This window comes from Neobacillus vireti (assembly GCF_036962465.1).
Taxonomy (GTDB): domain Bacteria; phylum Bacillota; class Bacilli; order Bacillales; family Cytobacillaceae; genus Neobacillus; species Neobacillus vireti_B.
On record NZ_JBALNF010000073.1, the window covers coordinates 1 to 22559 of the forward strand.

A 22559-nucleotide genomic window follows, 5' to 3' on the forward strand; every position below is an offset into this window, starting at 1 on the left:
CTGAAGAAATATAGCCACCTGTTGTCCGAAGATGCCTCGACTTCGGACAGGAGAGAAATAATATAGCCATCTCCTGTCCGAAGATACTTCGACTTCGGAAACAACTGATATCATTTTTCCTCATACTGTTCAAAGATTCCCTATTTTCAAATACTTTTACCCATCTGATATTTTAAACAGCAAGCGGCAGTTAAAATTATTTATCGTCCACCTTTGAAGCATAACTGGAAATCAGCATTACGTTTGTCGCATCAAATAACATGTTAGTTTTTTCTACCTTAAAACTAAACTACTTAGGAATTTATAATCATCGACAAAATGTATAAAATATTAGAGTTTCAGTTACCGAGGACCAACCCCAAGTGTATTTACCTTACTAGTTTTTTAAACTGCTTAAATAATAATTCAAAAGATCAGGATATTCTTTTATTTCTTCCCTGCCCTTTTCACTTAAAACATAGGTACCTCTCTTAATTCTTTCAAACCAACGATAATAGTTTTTTACAAGTATTGAGGAAGTTTTGTCTCCGGTTCCTAATTGGATTAACGCTTTCGGAGATAATGGACCCAGATCCATTAGATAACAAGCAATTTGGATACAATTCTCCTTATAGGCTGTCATAATTTTGGTTCGATTGCTGCCGCCTACATTAAAGTCTGCACTTCGCCCATTAATTTCCTTTAATACAGCCGCTTTCTTTAATTTGCTTTTCCCCATACTTTTCCGGCGGTCAAATATCGAGGGATGAAATACTACCTCTGCCTTCCCTCGTTTTGAGGGGCTTGAAACCAAAATTAACCCCAATTCCAGCCTTCTAATCAAATGGCATTTATCCGCCCACTTTCGTGAATTTAAACGATGCTTTGGTTTTGGGATGGCAATATAAACTTGATCTGTTATTCGCTGGCGTTTGGCCGCCTGTATAAGCAAATCAACACTTAGCGTAAGCTTCAATTCAATAACAACTAACTCTTCACCTTTAACGGCAACGATATCACAATCTTTCACTTCACCGTAAACCTCATAGCCTTCCTTTACGAACAATGTCTGAATTGGTTTATATAAATCCATCTCTTGCAGCTTTTTTGTTTCCGTCATCCGCTCTCCCCATCCAATTCAAACCTAACTTTTTGATGCCAAAATTCATTTTGTATCAAAGTAATGAGTTTCATAACTTATAATTTAACCCATATTCTATGTTAGGAAAAGGTTAAAATGGATTACTCTACATCTTTGTGGTGATTGCTTTTAACTTATTAAGGTTAAAATGATGAAGAAAATCTCTATAATGGAGGAAAGATCATGAATGACAATCTAACGGAGAAAGAGTTGCATAAGATTATTGAAAGAAGAAGCACAGGAAAGACCAGCTTTGGGGAATTTTTGGATGAATTATCTAATAGCGGTGTTACTGAATATGATATTGATGTTGCAACAGGAGAAGCGACCTACAAGGGTGAACACTCAGAGCTAAAAACAGCTCCTCAAGTTGACTTAGTGATTTCAAAAGACTTTGATCGAGATCAGGCACTACAAGTCATTGGAAACATGACCATTCCCTTTTTAGACTTTCTGAGAGAGATAGCGAACGCAGGTATTAAAACTTACAATGTAAAGATTAGCGAAAAGAAAGCAATTTACGAAGGGATAAATGGTGAACAAATCGTCGAACAACTTCAACATTAAACTTTTTTTCACTTTGGTTAACAGAACTCTCCGTTGGTTTATAACCTGACCTTCCAAGTTATTATGGGTTCCCGTTTTGCATTAATATCTCACTAAGATTTAAAATCCCCTAAAAAGAAAATCAGGGGATTTTAATCTTAAGGGAATCTATTTTTTTCATTTTTACCCTCGGCGTTTTGGTCGCTAAAAACTGAAGAGCTAAAAGGGGGAATTTCTCTTTTCCTAGTTTAATTTACTATTTCAATTCCATCCTTCAACTGTTTCCTCTCCAATAGTTTAGCATCCAGATAGCTGGTAAACTCAGATTCACCTGAATAGGACAGGCAAAGAAATTGCTTTGCTCTTGTCATTCCTATGTATAATAGAGAAACTTCTCTTTCCTTATCTTCCTCTAATGGGAACGGCATCGAATCCACATTCACAATAAATACGGCCTGAAAATCAAGCCCCTTGCTGCTATCAATAGTACTTATCTTCACTTTTCCATCATCTTTCTTAAAAGAACGCTTTGAAACATCATTCTCTGTGATCCAATAGAATGGAATCTTATATTCTTCTAACGATCGTTTAATCAAGTCAATGATCGGATACTTATGATTTCGTTTAACACGATAAAGAATAAGTATCTCATCAAGCGGCACCTTCCGTTCCTCATGCAGCTTCTTAATTTGCCTGGAAACCAATCTCATCTCATCAAAGAAAGTGGCCGCTTTGATAATCCCAGGTTCTGGGCCTTTTCTTTTCGTACTTTGGGGAGCAATGATTTCACCATCTAACTCGCGGTTCACGACCTTACGATTAAACACCGAATGTTTCCGGTAAAAATCCCAAGCAAATTTTACAATTTGAGAGGTGTTACGATAATTAATTGATAACACCTTTGATCTGCCCTGAAAACTTAAGCCGGTATCTTGTAAATAAGACCTCTTCCGCTTATAAATGGTTTGCGCCCTGTCTTCTACTAATAAAAGTGACTGTGTATCAGCATTAATCAGTAAACTTACCAACCGAAGCCAATCTGCTTCAAAATCCTGGCCTTCATCAATTAGAACGGCATCATAGCTGGGAAGAATCGTTTCCCTCTGTTCGATTTTTTCAATGATTTGCGAAAGATTATTCTCTTTAATTTTTAAATCATTCTTCAACCAGGCATGAAAATTCCGAACAATAATATTCTGATTTTGGACCGCCTTCACATTTGGATCAAAATCAAATAAATCCTCAGGTTCATTTAACATATGATGAATCATCTGCTGGATGGAATTTGCAAGTGAAATATTATAGCAGAGAATGAGAATCTTCCAATTTGGATTTTGTTTTAACAACATCTTTGCCCGGCTCGCTAAAATGATCGTTTTACCACTGCCAGCAACGCCCCGAATTAAGCGATTCTTGTCTCCGATTTGCTTTGCCAAGTTTTCCTGGTGAAGGTCCATCGTCTTGATATCATGCAACGATAATAAAAGTTGATCTTGATACGGGACCGGTGCTTTAAATTCCGCACTAATTCGAACTTCCGGGAAAAGATGATAGCGAATCGCATTAATATCCTCCAGTGAAAGAGGTTCTTTTAAACGGAATGGGACAACAAACATATTTAAGATTTTCTCCATGAGGATTTCTTCGGAAAACTCTTCCTTGTCTGGATCGATCTCATCTCTGGTCAAGCAAAGATTAGGTTCAATGACCGTATATAGGTCATGTTTAATAAAATCTTTGGAAGTCATTCTCGTAAAAACAACTCCATGTCCATAAGGAAACTTTAAATTAAATTTATATTTCCCGTCTAATTGGATAAGGTTTTTATCTTTTTTTAATACGTCTACCAGATGAAACGTATAATCACGGGCTTGTTTCATAGGGCTTTTTATAATTGCTTGCTCCTCCGAAGTGGCGACAATATGCCATTCATCATGATTAACCTGCAGCAAAGTATTTTTCGTGTAATCCTTAACTTCAAGAACCACAATTCCAAGGTCAGGTCCAATAATGACAAAGTCGGGTCTCTTCCCTTGGATTTCAGGTTCAAAGTAGACGATATAATCATCGGGTAAAAAAGTTTTCAATGTCCGAAATAATAAGCGTTCACCAGCCGTAGCTGAAGAACGGATTGATTCGGGTATCGTAACTGCCATAATAACCGCTCCAAAATTTGCATTTTTCTCCATTATACTACAATTAGGAACATTCACCTAAATAATTACATTATATTCCTTTTGAATCTTCGTTTTTCAACAAAATCTAGCAAAAAATTACGCCAAAAGTATTGTTTTTTCACTGCATTGCTTTAATAATAGATTACAAGGAATAACTTACCTACATATAAATGGAAATAGAAAAGGAAGCGAAGTGTCAAAATTGTTAAAGGGAATCCTAGACAGGTTACGAAATACAAATCAAAAACCCGCCCAGCCAGAGGTAAAATCGGTCAGCCAGGAGGAGGTCGAGGCGATCGTAGCGGCCAGGTTAAGAGAGCACGCGGCAACCATTGAACAATCAGTGACGGAAAAAGTGAATTCTGTGGTTCAATCACAAGATCAAGAGGACTATTCGTTAACTCCTAAACAGGTTGAATTTGCTTTAACTTTAATTGAGAAAACCAGGAATTTTGAACTGGCGATTGATACCGCTAAATTGACCGTGAAGGATTTAAATAAATTAATAGCCTACAACAAATTTAAAAACAAAGGGATACTCGTCAATCTTATGAAAAAAGGTGTGCTAAAGAGTAAGTTTGAAAAAACCTCCTTATAAAGGATTTACTTCGTTAGAAAAAATAAAGGCAAAGAGCAAACATCCAGAGGATATTCGCTCTTTGCCTTTATCATTAGGAAATCCGGGGCAAAAGAATGATAAATTCTGTCCCTTTTTCCTTTTCACTATTAACTTGTATTTTCCCTTTGAAAGAACGAACAATTTGATAACTGACCATCATTCCCAGTCCTGTACCACTTTCCTTTAAGGAATAAAACGGAGATCCAAGCCGATCAATTTGCTCTTTGGTCATACCAATACCTTGGTCCTTTACGCAAATCTTTATGTACCCATCCTCGGTTGACGTACAACTAATCCATACCATTCCACCATTTGGCATAGACTCAATCGCATTTTTCAAAATATTAATCAATGACTGATTTAATTTTTGTGGATTGGCAAAAATCCAACAATCCTCCATAAAATCCGTTTTAATTTCGACATTATGGTTCTGAGAGTAACTTTGCAGGAGATTCACAACGCGTTGTAACTGATAACATACGTCAATTCTTTGGTTATGATCGACAGTGGGTTTTCCAAAGGTTAAAAAATCATTAATAATTTCATTGGCACGATCTAATTCTTCAATGGAAAGCTGCAAATATTTCTTCTTTTCATTAGGCAATTCAGGCTCGTTGAGAAGCTGAAGAAAACCGCGCGTCACTTGCATCGGATTTCTAATTTCGTGCGCAAAAACACTGGTTAACTCACTGATCACGCGTAATTTTTCCGTATTTTCCATCTCGGTTCGCAACTGATGAATCTCCCTGATGGTTTCATTAAGGACCGTGAAAAACCAAGTAACGACCACCGCAAAGAGTAGATGAATGCTCTGTACTTTCAGATAATCGAAGGTAAAACCTCTTAAAATACCAAAGATCGTCAGACCGATCAGACAGTAATAAAAAGCTAGGCCAACAGCAATTTTAACCCGTTTCGCTTTTTTCGCACCCGCAAATGACTTTTGAAAAAATAAGATAACAGGCAGCGAAAATAGTAAGACAAGCATCGTATTATAAAATCCTACACTGATGCCAAAATAAAGTCGATATAGGATAATGAGAACGGAAAGGAAAATACCTGACCAAACTCCTCCGTAAAGGGTCCCTAATAAGAAAGGAATAATTCTTAATTCAATCCGGGCATTGTCCCCAAAATCTACTGGGAAGGACATGCAAAATAGGATTGATATACCCCACAAAATCGACATGATGACCAATCTATTTTTTCTACACTTTACCCACTCTGTCACAAAGGTGTAGTAAGTAAATATCGGTAGGATCATTAGTGTTAATTGAAGCAAAAAATCCTTTATAATACTCATTTTCGTTACCTTTCCTATTTGGCTCTATCTTTGTATTCGATAGGATTAGGCGTCTCATGTTCTTTTTCATTACATTGAATTATACTAGAACCTAATTATACCAATTATACCTTAAAATGATCATCATTTGTCGACTTTTGTTAGTAAAAGTATACATGAATAGAAGTTTTCAGGCTGATTTTCTTGTTTGACCCATAAGAAAAAGGATCGCCACAGCAATCCTCCAAGAGTATACACCTCAAAGTTTTCAATCAGACCACTATTTTCACTTAATAATGACATATACTGTTATTCACTCCTCGAACGCCGATTATAATCGCGCTCGATTCCTTTTTTCCAGTTTCGATCAATCTTTTTGCCGCTGCGAAGGCTGCTGACTGCTTCATTAACGGCTTCATAATTTAATTGTGTTCCAACGTCGTCAGCATGGTAATCGACAGCGAAGTCTTCATCAATTCCAAATCGTGCAGCGGTTGAGATGGCATCAATATTCGCGCCAAGAAACAGAAAATCCCAGCCATAGTGCTCTTTTTGATGGTGAACCATTTTTCTAATCTTCTCCGTGGTGAATTCACGGCTGGCATTTTCCATTCCGTCTGTGGTAATCACAAACAGAACCTTTTCGGCCTGTTCTTCCTTCTTCGTTCTCCTTTGGACATTGACGATTTTTTGAATCGTAAAGCCAATCGCGTCCAATAACGCAGTGGTCCCGCCTACTTCATAATCCTTGTCAGTAAGGAGTGAAATGTCTATGAGATTGATTCGGTCATGTAAAAGTTCGTATTGATGATCGAATAAAACGGTCGTGACAATAGCTTCCCCTTCGGCTTTTTGCTGTTTCTTTAACATCGCATTATAGCCGCCGATCGTATCCGCCTCTAGCCCGGCCATTGAACCGCTTCGATCCAAAATAAACACTAATTCGGTAAGATTGCTTTTCATCATTCATCATCCTTTGTTCTTTGATAAACAAAGGATACCATTCAGCGGTGAAGGATTGGTCGCTTGGAAAGCGACATTTTAACCACCGAGGATGGGCTGATCAAAAGCAAATAAGGCTCCATTAATTTCGTGAATATTGTAGTTGGCTTGTTGAACAAAAAACTCAATAATCACATCAAATTTACTGCTGCGTGACAAGGTATAGCCGGCCGCCTCGAGCAGTTCATTTGTTTCGGCTAAATTTAATTGTAACGCAATCGCAAACGCAACAGCCGTCTTCTTTTTTGGCGTATAATCGGCTTCATTGCGAATTTTCGAGAATAACCGCCGGTCAATATTGGCCCGTTTATACGTTTCCACATCCGTCAAGCCTTTCTCATCAATGAAACGTAACAACCGATCCGAAAACGATTCATTGAGCTGGTCGAGCAGATCAACTAACGAATACTCTGCTTCTTGAAACAAATCCTGCTGGAGAGTATCTGCTTCCTGCCGTTGTTCTAATATATAGGGTTCTTCCCGATTCCGATTAAACGACATTTCCGCTTCATCTACGTAATGCTCATCGATATATTCATTGATAGAAGAAAACAATTTCTTCGTTAAACCGAAAGAACGTTTATCAAACACCACTAAGTAAACAAGCATGTCATGGTTTAGTAAAAAGGAACTGATGGCAGAAACAGCAATCTGTAAAGCTTGTTCTTTTGGAAAACCATAGATGCCCGTCGATATTAACGGAAAAGCAATCGATTCACATTGATGCTTTTTAGCCAACTCCAAAGAATTAAGATAACAAGACTTTAATAATGCTTCTTCTTGGTGCCTTCCTCCTTCCCAAATAGGTCCCGGTGTATGGATAATGTATCTGGCAGCTAAGTTAAAACCATCCGTAATGACCGCTTCTCCCGTTTGACAGCCGCCAATTTGATCACAGGCTGCTTGCAATTCTCTCGCACCGGCCGCGCTGAAAATCGCGCCACATACACCCCCGCCCATTCGCAGCCCAGTATTCGCCGCATTCACAATCACATCCACATTCATCTTCGTAATATCATGGCGAACCATTTCTAACGGCATAAATTGTTACCTCCTAGAAGCATGGGGACGGTTCTCCTGCTTCCTCATCTAATAAAAACAGGAATAGCCCATGCACTTCAATTGTTTCACGAATGAAGGGAAATCAAGGGTCCTACTTCACATGCCACTTTTAAACTTTCTATTTTTTTAATATACCTTCTAAAAAATCTATTTTACTTTTAGCATTATCCTCTGTAATAATGTCCACGTCACTATTAATCTTTTTTTCAACCCTTTGCCCTTTTATAGCCTTTAAAGCATTTTGGACACTAATATAGCCCATATCATAAGGATTTTGCGCAACGGAGCCTTTCAACGTTCCATCTTCTTGATACTTGAGCATTTGAATAATTCCATCTGCCCCTACCACTGGCATGGTCAATCCTTTTTGTTTTATATACTTGATAACTTGTAAAGCGATACGGTCATCAGAGGCAAACACGCCTTTAAGATCAGGATGATCTTTCAGCAATTGAGCGATCATGGGAATCACCTTGGCATCATCATTAACCTGTACAATCCCCCCAGTCGTTTCAATACCAACTGTATGCAAAGCCCCTTTTGCTCCTTGAATCCGATCCTTACTTACGTTATCTGGTGAATCCCTGCCGATTAAGGCGACCTTGTCTCCTGGCTGCAGCATCGAGGATAATAACTCCCCAGCTTTTTCGCCTAAGGAACGGTTATCGGTTCCAATAAAGGAGGTTTGACCGGACCAATTGACCGACGTATCAACAAGCAGCACTGGAATATGATTCTTTTTAAATTCCTTTAAAACAGGTACCGAGGCTGCTGGGTCAATCGGCGAGAATATAAGGGCATCCGGTTTTTCCTTTAAGACCCGCCTCAAAATAGACAGTTGATCATTCTTGTGTTGGTCAGGAGCATAAATGTTTCCCTTGACGCCAAAGTTTTTTAATCCCTTTTCCACTCCCGCGACAATAATCGCCCAATACTCCGACTTTGTATCTTTTAATACGACCGCAACGGTCGGCTTTTCGGCTGCAAATGCTTTGTAAAGATAACCCAGCAAACCACAGAAAAAGAAGGCTGAAACAATAAGGATTTTCCATTTTTTCTTCACTGATGCTCACCATTCAACGACTGCTTTTCAGGTGAAAGCGGAAAACAAATCGAAAAACAGGTTCCTTCATTCCCTGACTCCACATTGATTTTTGCCTGATGGCGATCGGCAATACTATAACAAACCGCCAGTCCCAATCCGGTCCCCTGGTCTTTTGTCGTAAAAAAAGGAGTTCCCATTTTGTCCAAAATGTCAGCTGATATTCCTTTTCCGCAATCCTTCACTTCTAAAATAACCGACTCTTCCTCACAATAGGTTGTAACCGTAAGTGTTCCGCCAAACTCCATCGCTTCCAGTCCATTTAAGACAAGATTCAAGAAAAGCTGGCGAATTTCCTTTTCATCTAAGAGCAGATCAGGACACGCCTCTAACTGGTGCTGGACTCGTTTTCCAGCCAGGTTCGCTTCGGCATTAATTAACGGAAGGATGGTCTCGATGATTTTATTTAATGATTGTCTCGTTTTATTGCTTGCTTTATTTTTGGCAAGCGTTAAAAATTCTTTAATAATGCTATTGGCTCTATTTAATTCATCTAGCATGAGATCAATGTATTCAGGTGAAAGCCGTTCGCTGGTGCTTTTCCACATTTGTAAAAAGCCATGTACAGTTGTCATCGGGTTGCGGATTTCATGGGCAATTCCAGCTGCCATTTCGCCAATTAAATTTAATCGGTCCAACCGGAACATTTCTTTTTCTAAATGCTCTCGATCTGTAATATCATTGACCAGGATGAGAACGCAGGCTTCGTCTTGAATTTCAATGATTTCCGTAGATAACAAACCGCTCCGTAATTCCCCGTTTTTAGATTGGTACGTCACCTTTAAATTACTCAACGGGTTATCCTCTTCGAACACAGCTAAATCGAGCTTGTTTTCCTCCATACTCGTAAACAGGGCCCAGTCAAACACCCGATCCTTTACTAGTTCATATTCATAACCTGTAAAATCGAGCCATGTGCGGTTAACATCGATAAATCTTCCATCACGGAGCGAACGAATCGCCATTAAGCAGGGACTCGCTTCAAAAATCTTTTTGAAGCGTTCATGGGAAACAAACAAGTCATCCGCTACTTTTTTCCGCACGCTAATTTCCTCTTTAAGTTTCTCATTCGTAGATAACAAGTCTAGTGTCCGTTCTTCCACTACTCTTTTCAGAAGATGGAATTGTTGGTTTTTCATTTTTTCTATTTCTTTCCGTTCCGTTACATCACGAATGGTGCAGACAAAAATAGGATGATCTTCGATTGTTGCTTTTCCAATTTGAATATCGACAGGAAAACGGTTTTGATCTTGCCTTACAGCTACGCCCTCAAGTATTTTTCCGATAGAGAACGTAGTAAGAGAAGGAACAGATAAAAAATCCATTCGTTCACCGTCTTGCTTTACCACAGGAAGCAGGGTTGCTAAATGCTTCCCTATTAATTCCTCGGTAAAATAGCCAAACATTTTTTGAACCACTGGATTAACCGATAAAATGACGCCCCTTTCATCAAAAGTAACGATCGTGTCCAGCAAGGTTTCCCCAATCACTTTTGATAGAGTCGCATTTTTATGTAAATCAACGGTAGTCCGATTTAATTTAAGTTGAACTTCCTCAAGCTCAATTGATTTTTTCCATTCGGATTGCTTTAAGCTTTCACTATGACTATGATAAATTTTTACAAATTGTTCTACTTTTTTTCTTAATGTTTCGGGATTAAATGGTTTAAAGATATAATCAATCGCCCCAACAGAATACCCATGGAGAACATGCTCCATATCCTGACTAATAGCGGTAATAAAGATGATGGGAATATTTTTTGACCTCTTTCTAGCTTTAATCAGCTTTGCTGTGTCAAAACCATTTAGACCCGGCATTTGAACATCGAGCAAAATGACCGCAAAGTCTTGTTTGAGGATGCATTTTAACGCCTCTTCTCCAGAAGTGGCCGTTACCAATTGATAACGGGGGGAAGAAAGAACAGCTTCCAAGGCAACTAAATTTTCCTTAAGATCGTCCACCATTAAAATATTGATTATTTCCGTGTCTGGTTTATTTGTTTTTTCGGTAAAGCTTTTCTGCTGAATGGAGTACTTCATAGTGTTCTGCATAGTTGGTAAAACGGATCTCCTCTCTATTTCCAAGCCCTAAAAAACCGGAATTAAATAGACTTTCATATAATAATTGATGAACATGATTTTGCAGCGTTTTATTAAAATAAATCATAACATTTCGGCAAATAATGATATGAAACTCATTAAAGGATTGATCAGTAACCAAATTGTGTTGAAAAAAGACCATATTCTTTTTTAAAAAGGGAGAAAAACATGCTCCGTCATTTTTCACCGAATAATACTCTGAAAAAGCTCTTTCCCCCCCGGATTGTATGTAATTCGTTGTGTAAAGTTTCATTTTTTCTAAAGGGAAAGAACCTTGTTTCGCTTTTTCTAAATTAACTTGATTGATATCGGTGGCATAAATCCTTGTTTTTTCCAATAGTCCGGCTTCATGCAGCAAAATAGCCATCGAATAAACTTCTTCTCCAGAACCGCAGCCAACATGCCATATGCGGATCGCCGGATAGTCTCTTACTATCGGGATGACATTTTCTCGCAAACTCTCGAAAAAAGAAGGATCACGAAACATTTCGGTTACATTAATCGAAAAATCCTTAAACAACCTCTCCATGACAAGGCGGTTATGTAAAACTTTTTCCTGTAACCCCGAGACCGTCCGTTGCTTTTCTGCGGCCATTCGATTCAAAATTCTTCGTTTCAGGAATGGAGGAGAATAGTTTCGAAAATCATATCCATAATGGCGGTAAATGGCTTCAAGTAATAACTCCATCTCCATATTTTGGAGCTGGGTAACGTCCTGTTCCTGATCGACTATCGTCATGGTTATCCCTGCCTATCTATATAGCCAAACTTGAATCAGTGAGTACAACTGATCGACATCAATTGGTTTGCTGATGTAATCAGAAGCACCCGCTTCGATACATTGTTCACGGTTATGTTTCATCGCTTTGGCGGTTAGAGCAATAATCGGTATATCCTGAAATTCCGATTTCGTGCGAATGTGGCTTATGGCCTCAAATCCATCCATCTCTGGCATCATAATATCCATCAAAATAAGATCAATATCTGGAGTTTCCTGTAACACTTCGATACCCTCCCTGCCATTCTCTGCAAAAAGAACATCGATTTCAAATTCCTCCAGCGCAGAGGATAAGGCATAAATATTTCGCATATCGTCATCTACGATCAGAATCTTCTTCCCATTCATTAACGAGTATTCCCTTGTTACGTCCTCGTCGATTAGGTTGTTAACCGGTTGAGACAGAGCCACGGTTTCCTCCTCTTGAAGGGCCACCGCCGTTTCTAAAAGGCATGAAACGTACTGTTCATTTTCTTTCGACTGATGTAGGGGCAAATATAGCGTAAAGGAACTTCCAGCCCCTTCTTCACTCTGTAGTTCGATAAAGCCGCCAAGCAACTGAGCCAATTCCCGGCTGATCGATAACCCTAAACCGGTTCCACCATATTTTCGGCTTATCGTACCGTCAGCTTGAATAAATGCATGGAACACGACATCCTGCTTATCTTTTGAAATGCCTATTCCTGTATCCATTATCGTAAAACTGATCATTGGGTCTGTCTGCTCTGTTGAAGCAGCAGGAACCACCTTTTTAATCAGTAAGGAAACTCTTCCTTTTTCTGTAAACTTATATGCATTAGATAAAAGGTTTCTCAAAATTTGATTTAGTCGATGCTCATCGGTATAGATGGAATTCGGCAGATCATCATCTGCGAAAATATGAAACTCCAACCCTTTTTGACGAGCTAAAGGAGAAAAATATCTTTCGGCAAAGGTTTTAATGGTTTCAAATGGAACTTCTGCATTCATGACCTCAATTTTTCCAGCTTCTACTTTGGCTAAATCTAACACTTCATTAATCAAGTGAAGCAAATCAATTCCCGAAGAATAAATGGTTTGGATGTATTCTACTTGTTTCTCTGTTAAATTTTCATTCTTCTTTTCCATTAGCATTTGAGCGAGAATCAATAAACTGTTCAGAGGGGTACGAAGTTCATGTGACATGTTCGCAAGGAATTCAGATTTATACTGGGAGGTTTGAGCAAGTTCTTGTGCTTTCTCCTCCAAGGCAAGACTGAATTTCTCCAATTCCTTGTTTTTCTCTTCTGAATGTATATACTGTTCCTCGAGTTCTTCGTTTATGATCCGCAGCTCCTCTTGCTGCTGCTGAAGCTCTTCTGACTGGCTTTGCAGCTCTTCTGTTAAGGCCTGTGATTCTTGTAGTAACTTTTTGACCTGCATCCGATTACCAATACTGTTAATCGTAATGCCGATATGGGCCATCACTTCATGAAGAAGGGCTTGTTGAATGGCCGTAAACGGTTTAAAAGACGCCACCTCAAGCACGGCCAAAACTTCCCCTTCATATTCAGCCGGCAGAATCAATAAATTTTTAGGTGCGGCTTCACCAATTCCTGAAGTAATTTTCACATAATGGTCGGGAATCTCCGAGATCATGATGGGTTTCTTTTCAGCCGCACATTGGCCGACAAGTCCCTCGCCAAGATGAAAACTTCTGGACGTAAGCGACTCATGGTTAAAGGCATAAGAAGCCCTGCTAACTAGACGCTGGTCACCGTTCATACATTCTTTAATATAAATAATACCAAATTGGGCATCTACCATCGGTGTGATATTTTGGATAAATAATCGGGATAAGGTTGAAAAATCCTCAACGGAAGTGTACATGGAAGTCAACTTTGCCACTTTTGATTTCAGCCAGCTATGCTCCTCCGCTTTTTCAATAAATCCTTTTTCCTGTTCGGCCTTTTCTTCCAAAGCTTGTGCCATTTGATTATAAGCAACGGAAATCGCCCCGATTTCGTCTTTTGAAGCAACCCCAATGCGTGGGAACTGAGTTCCCTGATAAAGAGCGACATTGCCCATGACCGACGTCACCCGCTGCAAGTTTTTGGTCAAGCCCCTAATGATCCAAATCGCCGCAAACACGCCAATAAGCGGCCCAAGGAGTACGATGATATAAATCATGTTTAACTCCATAGTATAGGTTTGTCTTGTTCGTAATAGTTGGTCTTTCTCCTCCTGTTCCTGCAGGGTAAATAACAAATCGGTAATCTGATGGAGCCTGGCGCGATCACGCTTGACATCTCCCCAAATGAGTTTGTCAAACTGAGCGTTTCGATCCGTTTTTTGCAAAATGATAATTTGGTTTCCAACATCCTCATACGTTTTGTAAATCGTGTTAAATTTAGCGATTAAATCCTGTGTTTCTTTACGGCTATCTGCCTTTCCAAGTGTATCGATTGAGGAGCGAATCGTTAACCTGGACTGCTCCCATTCATTCACTACTTGGGGAAGAACATTTTTTGGTGGAATGGAGGCAATTTCACTTAGCTCTCTGCCCATGTTGCTTACTTCAAACTTCAACGTGGAGGCCATTACCTTCCTCTGGTCTAGATCGGAAACGACGGTATTCATGCTAACGGTTTGTTGATTAATCATTTCAATTAGAATCACTAGAAAAATAATGTTAAAAACAAAAATAAGACCTAACCCACCATAAAGCTTCGTTCTAAATTTCATATAGACTTATTCTCCTGATTGTTTTAATGAATTACAATTCGAAACGTGTTAGTAAACAATGAATGAGGGATGATAAATCAAAATAGTGAAGATTGAAAAAATTAATCCTATAATGGAGCAACATTCATTTATGATTCTTATAATGTATGAAGCAGATAGAATAAAGCTTATCTATGAAATCTATCCCTATTTTTGAATAGATAGTTCAATACAGTAAATCCTATTAAACTGTTAGGAGAAACAAAAATAGGTTAGTAGACTAAATTAGTTTATCATAATCGTTTTCGCTAGAAAAGATTTGTTAAAAAGAACACATATGCATTCTGGAAGTATATGTGTTCATGCTAATCTGTTTTTATAAAAAAAACCTCGAAATCAGGAGGGATTTCGAGGTTTTTTGCCTATCGTTCTTCGTTGGATTACCTGTTATATTTTTCAATCTATTGAGCTTTGTTATAGACAATCGAAAATCTTTTTTCGCCCTTCCATTTTTCTCCGTTGGAATCTATATAAATGTTTGCCGTATAATCTCCTTCCATTTCAAATTTTGCTTGGCCAATATAGACACCATTTCCGCTTTCCTGCATCTTCATTGATACATCTCCATGACTCATCCCTTGCATATCCAATATGGCACTAACCTTAGCACCTTTTACTGGTTTACCATCCTGATCTTGGATGGAAAGTTGAATGGGCGTAGCTTGGCCTGGTGTAAAGGATTTGGGCGTAGTTAACTTTAGGTTGAAGTTAGTTGAACTACAGCCTGACAATAAGACCAATATGAGGATGAAAATTAAACTCGTATATTTGTGCATGGCACCCCTATCCTTTCTAAAGCGTTCACTGGTTGAAATAAACCTCCGTATTTTTTGTAATGATGTGGTCTATAATCTTACTACTCACCAAACTCTACATCAAATAGATAATTAGATGGTTCTTTACCTTCGAAGCTTTCTTGTGTGATATTTCCTTGTTCATCTCGTTCTTCGCTTGTTTTCTCCATCGCAATGGTTGAAATATAATAACCTTCAACTGGCAGCTGCTTATCATCTAGTAATTGTATTTTTCCATTTGAAACAATAAAATAAGTTTTATTTTTTATTGCAAAATTTTCCCGTTCCCCTGAACTTTGTATAGCATAGGAAGAAAAGTCACCCTTCGTATCAGTAATATCTTTAATATTTAGTACATTAAGATTTTCAAAGAAATGATCAGCATCTACTAAGCGATTGTATTGAGCCCAAGTATCAAGCTGATGATGCATAACATGATACCTATTCTTGCTAACATCATATTGAATTTTATATAGATGATAGGTATTGTCATTTTGCCCTATTAGTTGCCATCTTAAGTCTGTAATTCTTCCATTTTTAACATAATCTGCTTCAAAATCCTCAAGACTCAAACTGTTGTCCAGATTTAATTCCTGCTTAATCAGGTCATTTTCCTTTTGAAAGTTCAGCGTATATACTGAACCAAGTTTATGCTCGATGTATGTTGGGCGGCTTTCCCATTCATTAATGGCAAAAGGCAAAATCCAATGGATTAGGAAAAATACAAGAACACCCATGACAGCGGCTATTCGTTTTACATTTACATTTAACTTGGGTCGAACAAATATCAAATATACTATAAAACCAAGTGGAAAGGAAAGTTGATTGAAATTAAAGGTAAAGGAACCTACTACAAAGTATCCAATTATTTTTAACGGAAAATAAGATTCTGGATCGCTCTTTTTCCTTATTAAAAATAAGAAACTAACAAGTAATAGTACTGCGTAAATAATAGATGCCATTTTTACCTCCATTTGGTAAGACAACTCCACTGTATTGAAAATCTGCAAGCTGAGCTAAGGATGCCTGCATTTCCTACTTGTTGAGATCATATTTACCAATTTTACCATATAATCACTTAATGGAATGCTAAAAGCAGTGAGATTTGTGCCTGGTGCTTTTTGACTAACCAAGTTACCTTTCCATATGTATAAGTAGACTGGAACTAAGCGATGCTTTTTGAGGTGCATATATCATATAAATGGCAATGGAAATGGCTTGCGGACTGACAACAGTTTTGCAAGGCATTTTTAGGGTTTTTGGAGCTTGTTTGACACCAAAATCTATATATTCTTAATCAACAAAATCCCCCGATTGTTTAAGTCTAATTCTTCACAATCTCCCTTATTTCAGTTTTTGGTGGAAATAAAGCCTAAGGAGAAAGGATTATTTATAAAAATATTTCTAACAAAGAAGAAGCAACACCATCAAATGTTGCTTCTTCAATCGTGTTCCTTGATAGTTAAAACAAAGCTAAATACTTATCTTACGATGATCAAAGAAGGCTTAAAGGTGCGACAGTTGCTGTAGAAGCCGATTCAGATGTCCAACCTCGTCACCAAGTCCGGAAAAGAAAGCCCGATCTTCCGTTTCTACAGCTTGAACGGCGCGTGAAGCTAGCTCATCTCCAGTCATGGTTACGGAAATGACCTTCGCTCTAGAATCCTCTGGGTGAGGTCTGCGTTCGATGTATCCTTTTTTCTCCAGCGTCCTTAGCACCTGAGAGGTGACATTAACATCCATCTTTACATGCTGAGCTAATTGAACTTGTGTAATACCGGAGTGGTAGTTTTGTTCGTTTAACCATTTACATGAAAAGAGGAGAACAAATTGTGGGTGGGTTAATTCAAAGGGTTCCAATGCCTTCCTCATCGCCCTCTGCCAAATATTTGTCACCTGCCATAGCATAAAGCCAGGGCTTTCACCTGCATTATTGAATTTCGAACTCATATGTGTTTCCGCCCTCTCTGCTCAACATGATGTCCGCAATAATCCGAAAGTCTTCCTCCATTATCTCAAAATGTCCGAATCGAAACGAGTAGCCCCAGTTTTTCACTCCACGCGTAAAGCTTAGCTTCTCTAACAGCGTGCTGATCTTTGTTTCCTTACACTCCATATACCGAATGTTACGACGAAAGGGTACGAATGTTTCGGACATCCGGTATTCATAGACATGATCATCCAACACCTGCCCGATAGCAGTGAATGCTTGCAGGGGCATCCCATTGCTCATATCTGTTTTTGGTGAGTAATAGATAAGCCAATCTCCCGATTGCATCCTTCTTAACGGTGCTGCCTTCCCATGACAAAGTTGGGCGAAACCACCCTCTACTCCCCTGCTTACATGGGATGCAGAAACCACACCAATCCAATATCGACACGACGTTCCTATGATATCAAGCTTCATTTTGACTTTCCTTGTCTAGTGCTAGAGCAACCAGCCCCTCCAGCGTAGAAGGAATGCCTTTTACCATGTGCGCTCCAAATTTGGGTCCCAATTGTTCCGAATTGGGACCCTTAATCGTTACCTTATGGGTAACCCGTGTCTCTCCTGCGGCTTCCATCAACACATGCGAGAAATGAATTTGAATGCCGGCATTCGGGATGTCAGTAACATCCGAGAAACCATGTAGGGGATTAACCTCCGTCAGTTCAAATGGGAGAGGCTCCTGTCCTGCAGGTTGCAACAATCCTCGTGCGCCTTGGATAAACGAACCTTCCAATGAAGCACTTTTAATCCCTTTATCCCACGCTGTCCAAGTGGAGATATCACTATAAAGTTTCCAAATCGTCTCTGCTTTTGCCTTTGTCGTAATGGTGTGCTCGAATTGCCACATGGAAAACACTCCTTATTTAGTATTTATTTATATTATATCTATACATATTATATGTGTCTATACTTTTTTTAATCACGAGATGAATAAATTTTCTTCGTGTCTAAGTGAGGTTCAGGTATTAATATGGCCTGGTATTCGAATAACAGGTATGAAAAAAGGACTGCCGAAAACAGTCCAATTGTTTTTTAGCTATTTTCCACGTTTCATTAAAAAGAAAAAATGAAAGTAGAACCCTTCCCAGTTTTTCGATACCTTGTAAACTTCAATAAAATAGACGTGTTGTCTATATTGATTACTCCTACAAGATAAGATGAGAGGGTGTTTGTTTATTGCGAAAAGTAGTGAAAGTTTTAAATAGGAAAGGTATTATTGCTAAAAAATGGTTTTATGTTTTTCCCACGGAGAATCAAATACACAAGATAGAATACAGTGATAATTATGGTCCAAATAATTATTTGTATGTGTGTGTATCCGACCATTGAAATGTTTGCAATAAAATTATACAAAATATGAGTAATTATACAGATTGAAAGATTTCCGCTTGCTAAAATTACCATCATAAACATAAAGCCTACAACAAATGCATTAGCTATTTGAAGGATTGTATCCCCACCCGATTGTGCAACTGCCACCATACTGATGATGTGCCCAATTGCAAAGGTAAAGCTAATGAAAGCAACCACTAAATAATGATTCCACTTTTTTTCTAATGCTTTGAACATGAGACCGCGAAAGATGACTTCCTCCATAAACCCCACACCAATGTACATAATTGCCATAAAGGTAATTTCTGTTGCGGATAACGATGTATTAATCCCGTAAATTAAATTTAAAAAAGGTAAAATGAGTAAAGGTACATAAAATAGCATGATAGATGACTTTTCCGTAGGCTTGGACAAAAGACCTATATCATCAGAAATGTCTGTCCTTTTTAAATAAATAAAGCAAGTAACTGCTAATATTAAATTAGGAATGGCACTTACGAAATTAAATCCTAGATTCATTGAACTGGCTAAATTGTCTGTAATGGTGTTAAGGACAAGATATATTCCTAACCAAACAAGTGAATGCAAAACTGCATTTCTTTCATAAAGTTTTTTCAAGATATTTTCCTCCTTTAAACGTCCTTTGTTACAAATTCCATTGCCAAGGTTCTTCAAATGGCTGAATTAATAAGACGATCTAAGGTGGATTTATATCTGAAAACTCTTATGTTATATTAATTTTACAACTAAATAACTAGGAAATTATTTGGAAATATTTACAAATCAGTGAAAGGTTTCATTTTTTAATTAATAACTGGATCTTAAATGGAATAATTATTTTTCCGTTTACCAGTGTGCGGTCATCTTTTCTTTTCAAATAAGCAGTAATTCATCTAGGTTGACAATTTCAATCCGTTTATGTGGTTTCTGCTTGATCAATCCTTGAGCTTCAAATTCGGCCAGTTTTCGGCTAATCGTTTCTGGGGTTGTTCCTAAAAATGAAGCAAGATTTTTCTTACTCATGGGTAAAATAAATTCCTCCGTCTGGGATTCCTTTAGACATTCAACTAGAAAAAGTGCCAACCTTGTTTCCACTTTCTCCGTTGCAAAACGAGTTGTTTGTTTTTCGGATTGATCTAATCGTTTTGAAAATTCCGCTAGTATTTTCAAGGATATGGAAGGATACTTTAACAATAAATCCTGCAAATCTGCTTGATGAATCGTGCAAACCACGGTATTGGTCATCGCTTCCGCGAAGGATTCATGCTGATCGTTTCGAAATAACGCTAATTCCCCTGTAAAATCACCTGGGTTTAATATCCGGACCAACTGTTCTTTACCTGTTTCCGAGAGTCGATATATCTTCACTTTTCCTTTATGAACAATATAGAGGGAATCAGACCGGTCTCCGGCATGATAGATAAATTCTCCTTTCTTTACCGGGACAGATTGAACGGTTGCCATTATTTCCTCCATTTGGTTCACTTCTAAATGATTAAAAATAGGGACGAGTGAAACGCAGGTTTTAGGAGAACAGGAAGTTGAACAATCATGGATATGATGCTGCGGATAAGTGTTGTCCATTTACTTCCCTCCACTTCTTTTAATTAAGCCTTACCACTTAGTATGACCGCTGATTTGGTCTACCGGTATCTTTTTTTTATAAGGTAATTTGGAGTAAAATTGGTATTTATCGTTTCGTCTTCTCTTTTGGGATATGATGGTCTTCTACCTTGGCCCTTAATTATAAATATCAACCGTTTTTTCTCTTTGAATTTTCTTGACGATTGAAAAACCACGCTCTTTAATAATATCGGTAATTTCCTGGCTGCTAATTAAGCGATGTGTATATTCAATAACAATTTTTCCTTTCGGTAAGGTACCTTTGTAGGAAATTATGCCATTCAATGCTTTTATTTCTTGTTCGATGGAATGATTCACGTTCATGCAGCATATTCCGGGAACATATAAAGTAACTTGGTTCATAAGGGGTCTCTCCCATCCTGTTTATATTAGGCGACTTGATAACATTTGATCATTAAAGGTATGTTCGTTTATGTTATAGGATCTGAATAACTGTAAATTTTCCCGTATTCATTTCTTATAAAACAACCTCTTATAAAATGAATATCATTCTTTATAAATACATTCTTATCATAAAGAAAATCAACCGCTCTTTCCTTGATATAAATCAATTTTAAAAAAAATAGGGCTATGGCCTTGTGTTTCTGTTCTAAAAAAAATGAAGCAAGAATCCATTTTTAAATGCAATACGTCACCTTATTCTATTTCTGTGGAGGCTATTCCTTCGACAAGTTTCTTTATTCAACTGACAGATTCTTAACCTTAAGTGCATTTCTCTACAATATTCTCCGAATTACGAAACAAACGCTTCTAATTACCTACAGAAAAGAAAATATTTCCATGTTAAAATTAAAATACAAAAATTTCTGGGAATTTTTCGACTTTTCTTAGTCTCCTCCCTATAAAGAAGGAGGTTGTGAGAATATGTCTTTAGCCAACACGAAAATTATGTTAGAGACCTTGAGGTATTTTTATCATACTGAGATTAATTTAACTTTCAAAAAAGAAGATCTAACCCCGATCTTGTCTGTATGCTTTAAAAATAATCAATATGAAATAACCTATCTCAAGACTCAAAATATCGAACATTATGCTGAACTAGAATCTGTACTAACCATTATTCATAAATTGTAACTTCAGGATCATCTTCGGAAGCCACTCTCTCAAACTCCCCTGTCTTCACCTCAGCGCGGCTTTGCAATCGGGCCTTTTTTTTTTTGATATCTGTTATGATTTCTTATGCAAACTAGTGTATGGGTTCCTAAATATTAAAATGGCTTCGAAAAATTCACTTTAATTCTACCGGGCTTTTAAACTTGTATTCAGTGTTAAAAATACTATAAATCGGTTCTGATGATTTTGAATGAAAAACACTTGTAGGGTATGCGGGATTTTCCATAATTAAGGTGAGAGTTACATCATCATCGTTTGGAAAATTAGGGTCGTAGATAAAAATGGACAAATCGTTATCATGCAAGTCATACCCATAGGCAAGAACTTGATGATGTTTTCTTATCTCAAAAGGATTAAGGGATTTAGCTCTTATTAAACCAAGCGGTGAAGCCTTTCCGTTTCCAAGATTCATTTTTATTTTCGGCCATTCCTCGTTCAGCATTCTCCACCCCCTACCATGTGGTTCAGCTCCTATATGAGGTGCCGATGTTTCATCATCCCGGAGGAAAGGATTCATTAAGACCATATATTTCATGAGACCAAAAGGTAAATAGAAGCTATCAAGCTGCCGATTCACGAGGTAGTTGAACAATGGTCCTGAGGAAGGCGCAGTCGGATTTGATGGGATTGGCATTTTTGCTTCAAAGTAATCCATAGCAGCATAAATCATTCCACCACAAAGACCATACGAGGCATCACCGATTGGAATCTGCCGACCTAAAATGTTTATTCTTTTTAAGGGGACATGTGGAAAGCTGTTTCCAAATTTAAACCCGGAGGAGCTGGGGAGAAAGCCTGTTTGGGTTGACATACTGACATCCACCTATTTTCTTTAGGATAATGATAAAAACATAGCAACAGTCGTTTACCTATGGGTTTATTATATTCATATTTCCTTTTATCAAGTAGAACCAGTTGCTGCTCTCGAATTTTTTTAAGAAAAAAAGCCTGCAATTATTGTAAGTTGGTCTGTTATCTAGTAGAAAATTAAAATCCACACCTGAATTATCAGCCTGATTGTCACTGCTTTTGTTCGAAAACTAGCTAGTTTATTAGTAAAAAAGCGATTGGGAAACTGAGCGTTTTTTATAGCCTGTCGGAAAACTTATTTTTTTAGAAGATTTCCTGACTTCGGACAGGACAGAAGAAATTTAGCC

General features: G+C 37.9%; 21 protein-coding genes. 3 read left to right on the top strand and 18 right to left on the bottom strand.

Going from position 1 to position 22559, the window contains the following annotated elements; translation table 11 throughout:
- Window positions 1-376: 376 nt before the first annotated feature.
- Window positions 377-1099 carry a DUF2161 domain-containing phosphodiesterase gene (locus V7077_RS25340; RefSeq protein WP_335507103.1) on the bottom strand — a complete coding sequence of 241 codons (723 nt, stop codon included), beginning with the start codon at window positions 1097-1099 and terminating at the stop codon, window positions 377-379.
- A 204-nt stretch (window positions 1100-1303) separates the two neighbouring features.
- Here V7077_RS25340 and V7077_RS25345 point away from each other — a divergent pair, with 204 nt between their 5' ends.
- Window positions 1304-1687 (top strand): DUF1398 family protein, encoded by a 384-nt coding sequence (locus tag V7077_RS25345; RefSeq protein ID WP_335507105.1) that lies wholly within the window; start codon window positions 1304-1306, stop codon window positions 1685-1687.
- Window positions 1688-1914: 227 nt separating this feature from the next.
- Here V7077_RS25345 and V7077_RS25350 read toward each other — a convergent pair whose 3' ends face one another.
- The gene (locus tag V7077_RS25350) at window positions 1915-3822 is read right to left on the bottom strand and encodes a 3'-5' exonuclease (RefSeq protein WP_335507106.1); all 1908 of its coding nucleotides are present in this window, start codon (window positions 3820-3822) and stop codon (window positions 1915-1917) included.
- 214 nt (window positions 3823-4036) lie between these two features.
- Between V7077_RS25350 and V7077_RS25355 the strand changes: the two genes are divergently transcribed.
- The gene (locus V7077_RS25355) at window positions 4037-4441 is read left to right on the top strand and encodes an ABC transporter ATP-binding protein (protein ID WP_335507108.1); all 405 of its coding nucleotides are present in this window, start codon (window positions 4037-4039) and stop codon (window positions 4439-4441) included.
- 73 nt (window positions 4442-4514) lie between these two features.
- Here V7077_RS25355 and V7077_RS25360 read toward each other — a convergent pair whose 3' ends face one another.
- The 15 genes from V7077_RS25360 to V7077_RS25430 form a co-directional block, all read right to left on the bottom strand.
- Window positions 4515-5765, bottom strand: a complete 1251-nt coding sequence (locus tag V7077_RS25360; RefSeq protein WP_335507110.1) for an ATP-binding protein — start codon at window positions 5763-5765, stop codon at window positions 4515-4517.
- A gap of 288 nt (window positions 5766-6053) precedes the next feature.
- Window positions 6054-6710: a vWA domain-containing protein gene (locus V7077_RS25365; protein ID WP_438825640.1), complete on the bottom strand. Its 657-nt coding sequence runs from the start codon at window positions 6708-6710 to the stop codon at window positions 6054-6056.
- A 75-nt stretch (window positions 6711-6785) separates the two neighbouring features.
- Entirely contained in the window at window positions 6786-7787 is a 1002-nt protein-coding gene (locus V7077_RS25370) for a macro domain-containing protein (protein WP_335507113.1), read from the bottom strand.
- A 139-nt stretch (window positions 7788-7926) separates the two neighbouring features.
- Window positions 7927-8871, bottom strand: a complete 945-nt coding sequence (locus V7077_RS25375) for a sugar ABC transporter substrate-binding protein (protein WP_335507115.1) — start codon at window positions 8869-8871, stop codon at window positions 7927-7929.
- Complete coding sequence (locus tag V7077_RS25380; protein WP_335507117.1) at window positions 8868-10949, bottom strand: PAS domain S-box protein; 2082 nt, start codon at window positions 10947-10949, stop codon at window positions 8868-8870. Before V7077_RS25380 ends, V7077_RS25375 begins: the two co-directional genes overlap by 4 nt.
- Entirely contained in the window at window positions 10903-11748 is an 846-nt protein-coding gene (locus V7077_RS25385; protein ID WP_335507119.1) for a CheR family methyltransferase, read from the bottom strand. The genes V7077_RS25380 and V7077_RS25385 overlap by 47 nt, the downstream gene beginning before the upstream one ends.
- Before the next feature lie 12 nt (window positions 11749-11760).
- A complete protein-coding gene (locus tag V7077_RS25390; RefSeq protein WP_335507120.1) occupies window positions 11761-14490 on the bottom strand; it encodes a response regulator in 2730 nt (909 codons plus the stop codon).
- Between the two features lie 440 nt (window positions 14491-14930).
- Window positions 14931-15305 (bottom strand): FixH family protein, encoded by a 375-nt coding sequence (locus V7077_RS25395; RefSeq protein WP_335507122.1) that lies wholly within the window; start codon window positions 15303-15305, stop codon window positions 14931-14933.
- An 80-nt stretch (window positions 15306-15385) separates the two neighbouring features.
- Window positions 15386-16285, bottom strand: a complete 900-nt coding sequence (locus V7077_RS25400) for a hypothetical protein (RefSeq protein WP_335507123.1) — start codon at window positions 16283-16285, stop codon at window positions 15386-15388.
- A 544-nt stretch (window positions 16286-16829) separates the two neighbouring features.
- Window positions 16830-17273, bottom strand: a complete 444-nt coding sequence (locus tag V7077_RS25405) for a MarR family winged helix-turn-helix transcriptional regulator (protein ID WP_335507124.1) — start codon at window positions 17271-17273, stop codon at window positions 16830-16832.
- Window positions 17254-17730: an EVE domain-containing protein gene (locus tag V7077_RS25410; protein WP_335507125.1), complete on the bottom strand. Its 477-nt coding sequence runs from the start codon at window positions 17728-17730 to the stop codon at window positions 17254-17256. The genes V7077_RS25405 and V7077_RS25410 overlap by 20 nt, the downstream gene beginning before the upstream one ends.
- Window positions 17720-18160 carry an SRPBCC family protein gene (locus V7077_RS25415; RefSeq protein ID WP_335507127.1) on the bottom strand — a complete coding sequence of 147 codons (441 nt, stop codon included), beginning with the start codon at window positions 18158-18160 and terminating at the stop codon, window positions 17720-17722. Before V7077_RS25415 ends, V7077_RS25410 begins: the two co-directional genes overlap by 11 nt.
- 350 nt (window positions 18161-18510) lie before the next feature.
- On the bottom strand, window positions 18511-19263 hold the full coding sequence (locus V7077_RS25420; protein WP_335507129.1) for a CPBP family intramembrane glutamic endopeptidase: 753 nt from the start codon (window positions 19261-19263) through the stop codon (window positions 18511-18513).
- Between the two features lie 255 nt (window positions 19264-19518).
- A complete protein-coding gene (locus tag V7077_RS25425; protein ID WP_335507131.1) occupies window positions 19519-20229 on the bottom strand; it encodes a Crp/Fnr family transcriptional regulator in 711 nt (236 codons plus the stop codon).
- Between the two features lie 156 nt (window positions 20230-20385).
- A complete protein-coding gene (locus tag V7077_RS25430; protein WP_335507132.1) occupies window positions 20386-20631 on the bottom strand; it encodes a heavy-metal-associated domain-containing protein in 246 nt (81 codons plus the stop codon).
- A gap of 522 nt (window positions 20632-21153) precedes the next feature.
- On the opposite strand from V7077_RS25430, the gene V7077_RS25435 reads away from it, so the two are divergent.
- Window positions 21154-21363, top strand: a complete 210-nt coding sequence (locus tag V7077_RS25435) for a hypothetical protein (protein ID WP_335507134.1) — start codon at window positions 21154-21156, stop codon at window positions 21361-21363.
- A gap of 154 nt (window positions 21364-21517) precedes the next feature.
- On the opposite strand, the gene V7077_RS25440 is transcribed toward V7077_RS25435, so the two are convergent.
- A complete protein-coding gene (locus tag V7077_RS25440) occupies window positions 21518-22213 on the bottom strand; it encodes a hypothetical protein (RefSeq protein ID WP_335507136.1) in 696 nt (231 codons plus the stop codon).
- Window positions 22214-22559: the final 346 nt, after the last annotated feature.

Excerpts from the sequence above, each read along its gene's own strand:
- V7077_RS25340 (WP_335507103.1), bottom strand. The coding sequence starts at position 1,099 with ATGACGGAAACAAAAAAGCTGCAAGAGATGGATTTATATAAACCAATT.
- V7077_RS25345 (WP_335507105.1), top strand. The coding sequence starts at position 1,304 with ATGAATGACAATCTAACGGAGAAAGAGTTGCATAAGATTATTGAAAGA.
- V7077_RS25350 (WP_335507106.1), bottom strand. The coding sequence starts at position 3,822 with ATGGCAGTTACGATACCCGAATCAATCCGTTCTTCAGCTACGGCTGGT.
- V7077_RS25360 (WP_335507110.1), bottom strand. The coding sequence starts at position 5,765 with ATGAGTATTATAAAGGATTTTTTGCTTCAATTAACACTAATGATCCTA.
- V7077_RS25365 (WP_438825640.1), bottom strand. The coding sequence starts at position 6,710 with ATGATGAAAAGCAATCTTACCGAATTAGTGTTTATTTTGGATCGAAGC.
- V7077_RS25370 (WP_335507113.1), bottom strand. The coding sequence starts at position 7,787 with ATGCCGTTAGAAATGGTTCGCCATGATATTACGAAGATGAATGTGGAT.
- V7077_RS25380 (WP_335507117.1), bottom strand. The coding sequence starts at position 10,949 with ATGAAGTACTCCATTCAGCAGAAAAGCTTTACCGAAAAAACAAATAAA.
- V7077_RS25385 (WP_335507119.1), bottom strand. The coding sequence starts at position 11,748 with ATGACGATAGTCGATCAGGAACAGGACGTTACCCAGCTCCAAAATATG.
- V7077_RS25390 (WP_335507120.1), bottom strand. The coding sequence starts at position 14,490 with ATGAAATTTAGAACGAAGCTTTATGGTGGGTTAGGTCTTATTTTTGTT.
- V7077_RS25395 (WP_335507122.1), bottom strand. The coding sequence starts at position 15,305 with ATGCACAAATATACGAGTTTAATTTTCATCCTCATATTGGTCTTATTG.
- V7077_RS25400 (WP_335507123.1), bottom strand. The coding sequence starts at position 16,285 with ATGGCATCTATTATTTACGCAGTACTATTACTTGTTAGTTTCTTATTT.
- V7077_RS25405 (WP_335507124.1), bottom strand. The coding sequence starts at position 17,273 with ATGAGTTCGAAATTCAATAATGCAGGTGAAAGCCCTGGCTTTATGCTA.
- V7077_RS25410 (WP_335507125.1), bottom strand. The coding sequence starts at position 17,730 with ATGAAGCTTGATATCATAGGAACGTCGTGTCGATATTGGATTGGTGTG.
- V7077_RS25415 (WP_335507127.1), bottom strand. The coding sequence starts at position 18,160 with ATGTGGCAATTCGAGCACACCATTACGACAAAGGCAAAAGCAGAGACG.
- V7077_RS25425 (WP_335507131.1), bottom strand. The coding sequence starts at position 20,229 with ATGGACAACACTTATCCGCAGCATCATATCCATGATTGTTCAACTTCC.
- V7077_RS25430 (WP_335507132.1), bottom strand. The coding sequence starts at position 20,631 with ATGAACCAAGTTACTTTATATGTTCCCGGAATATGCTGCATGAACGTG.
- V7077_RS25435 (WP_335507134.1), top strand. The coding sequence starts at position 21,154 with ATGTCTTTAGCCAACACGAAAATTATGTTAGAGACCTTGAGGTATTTT.
- V7077_RS25440 (WP_335507136.1), bottom strand. The coding sequence starts at position 22,213 with ATGTCAACCCAAACAGGCTTTCTCCCCAGCTCCTCCGGGTTTAAATTT.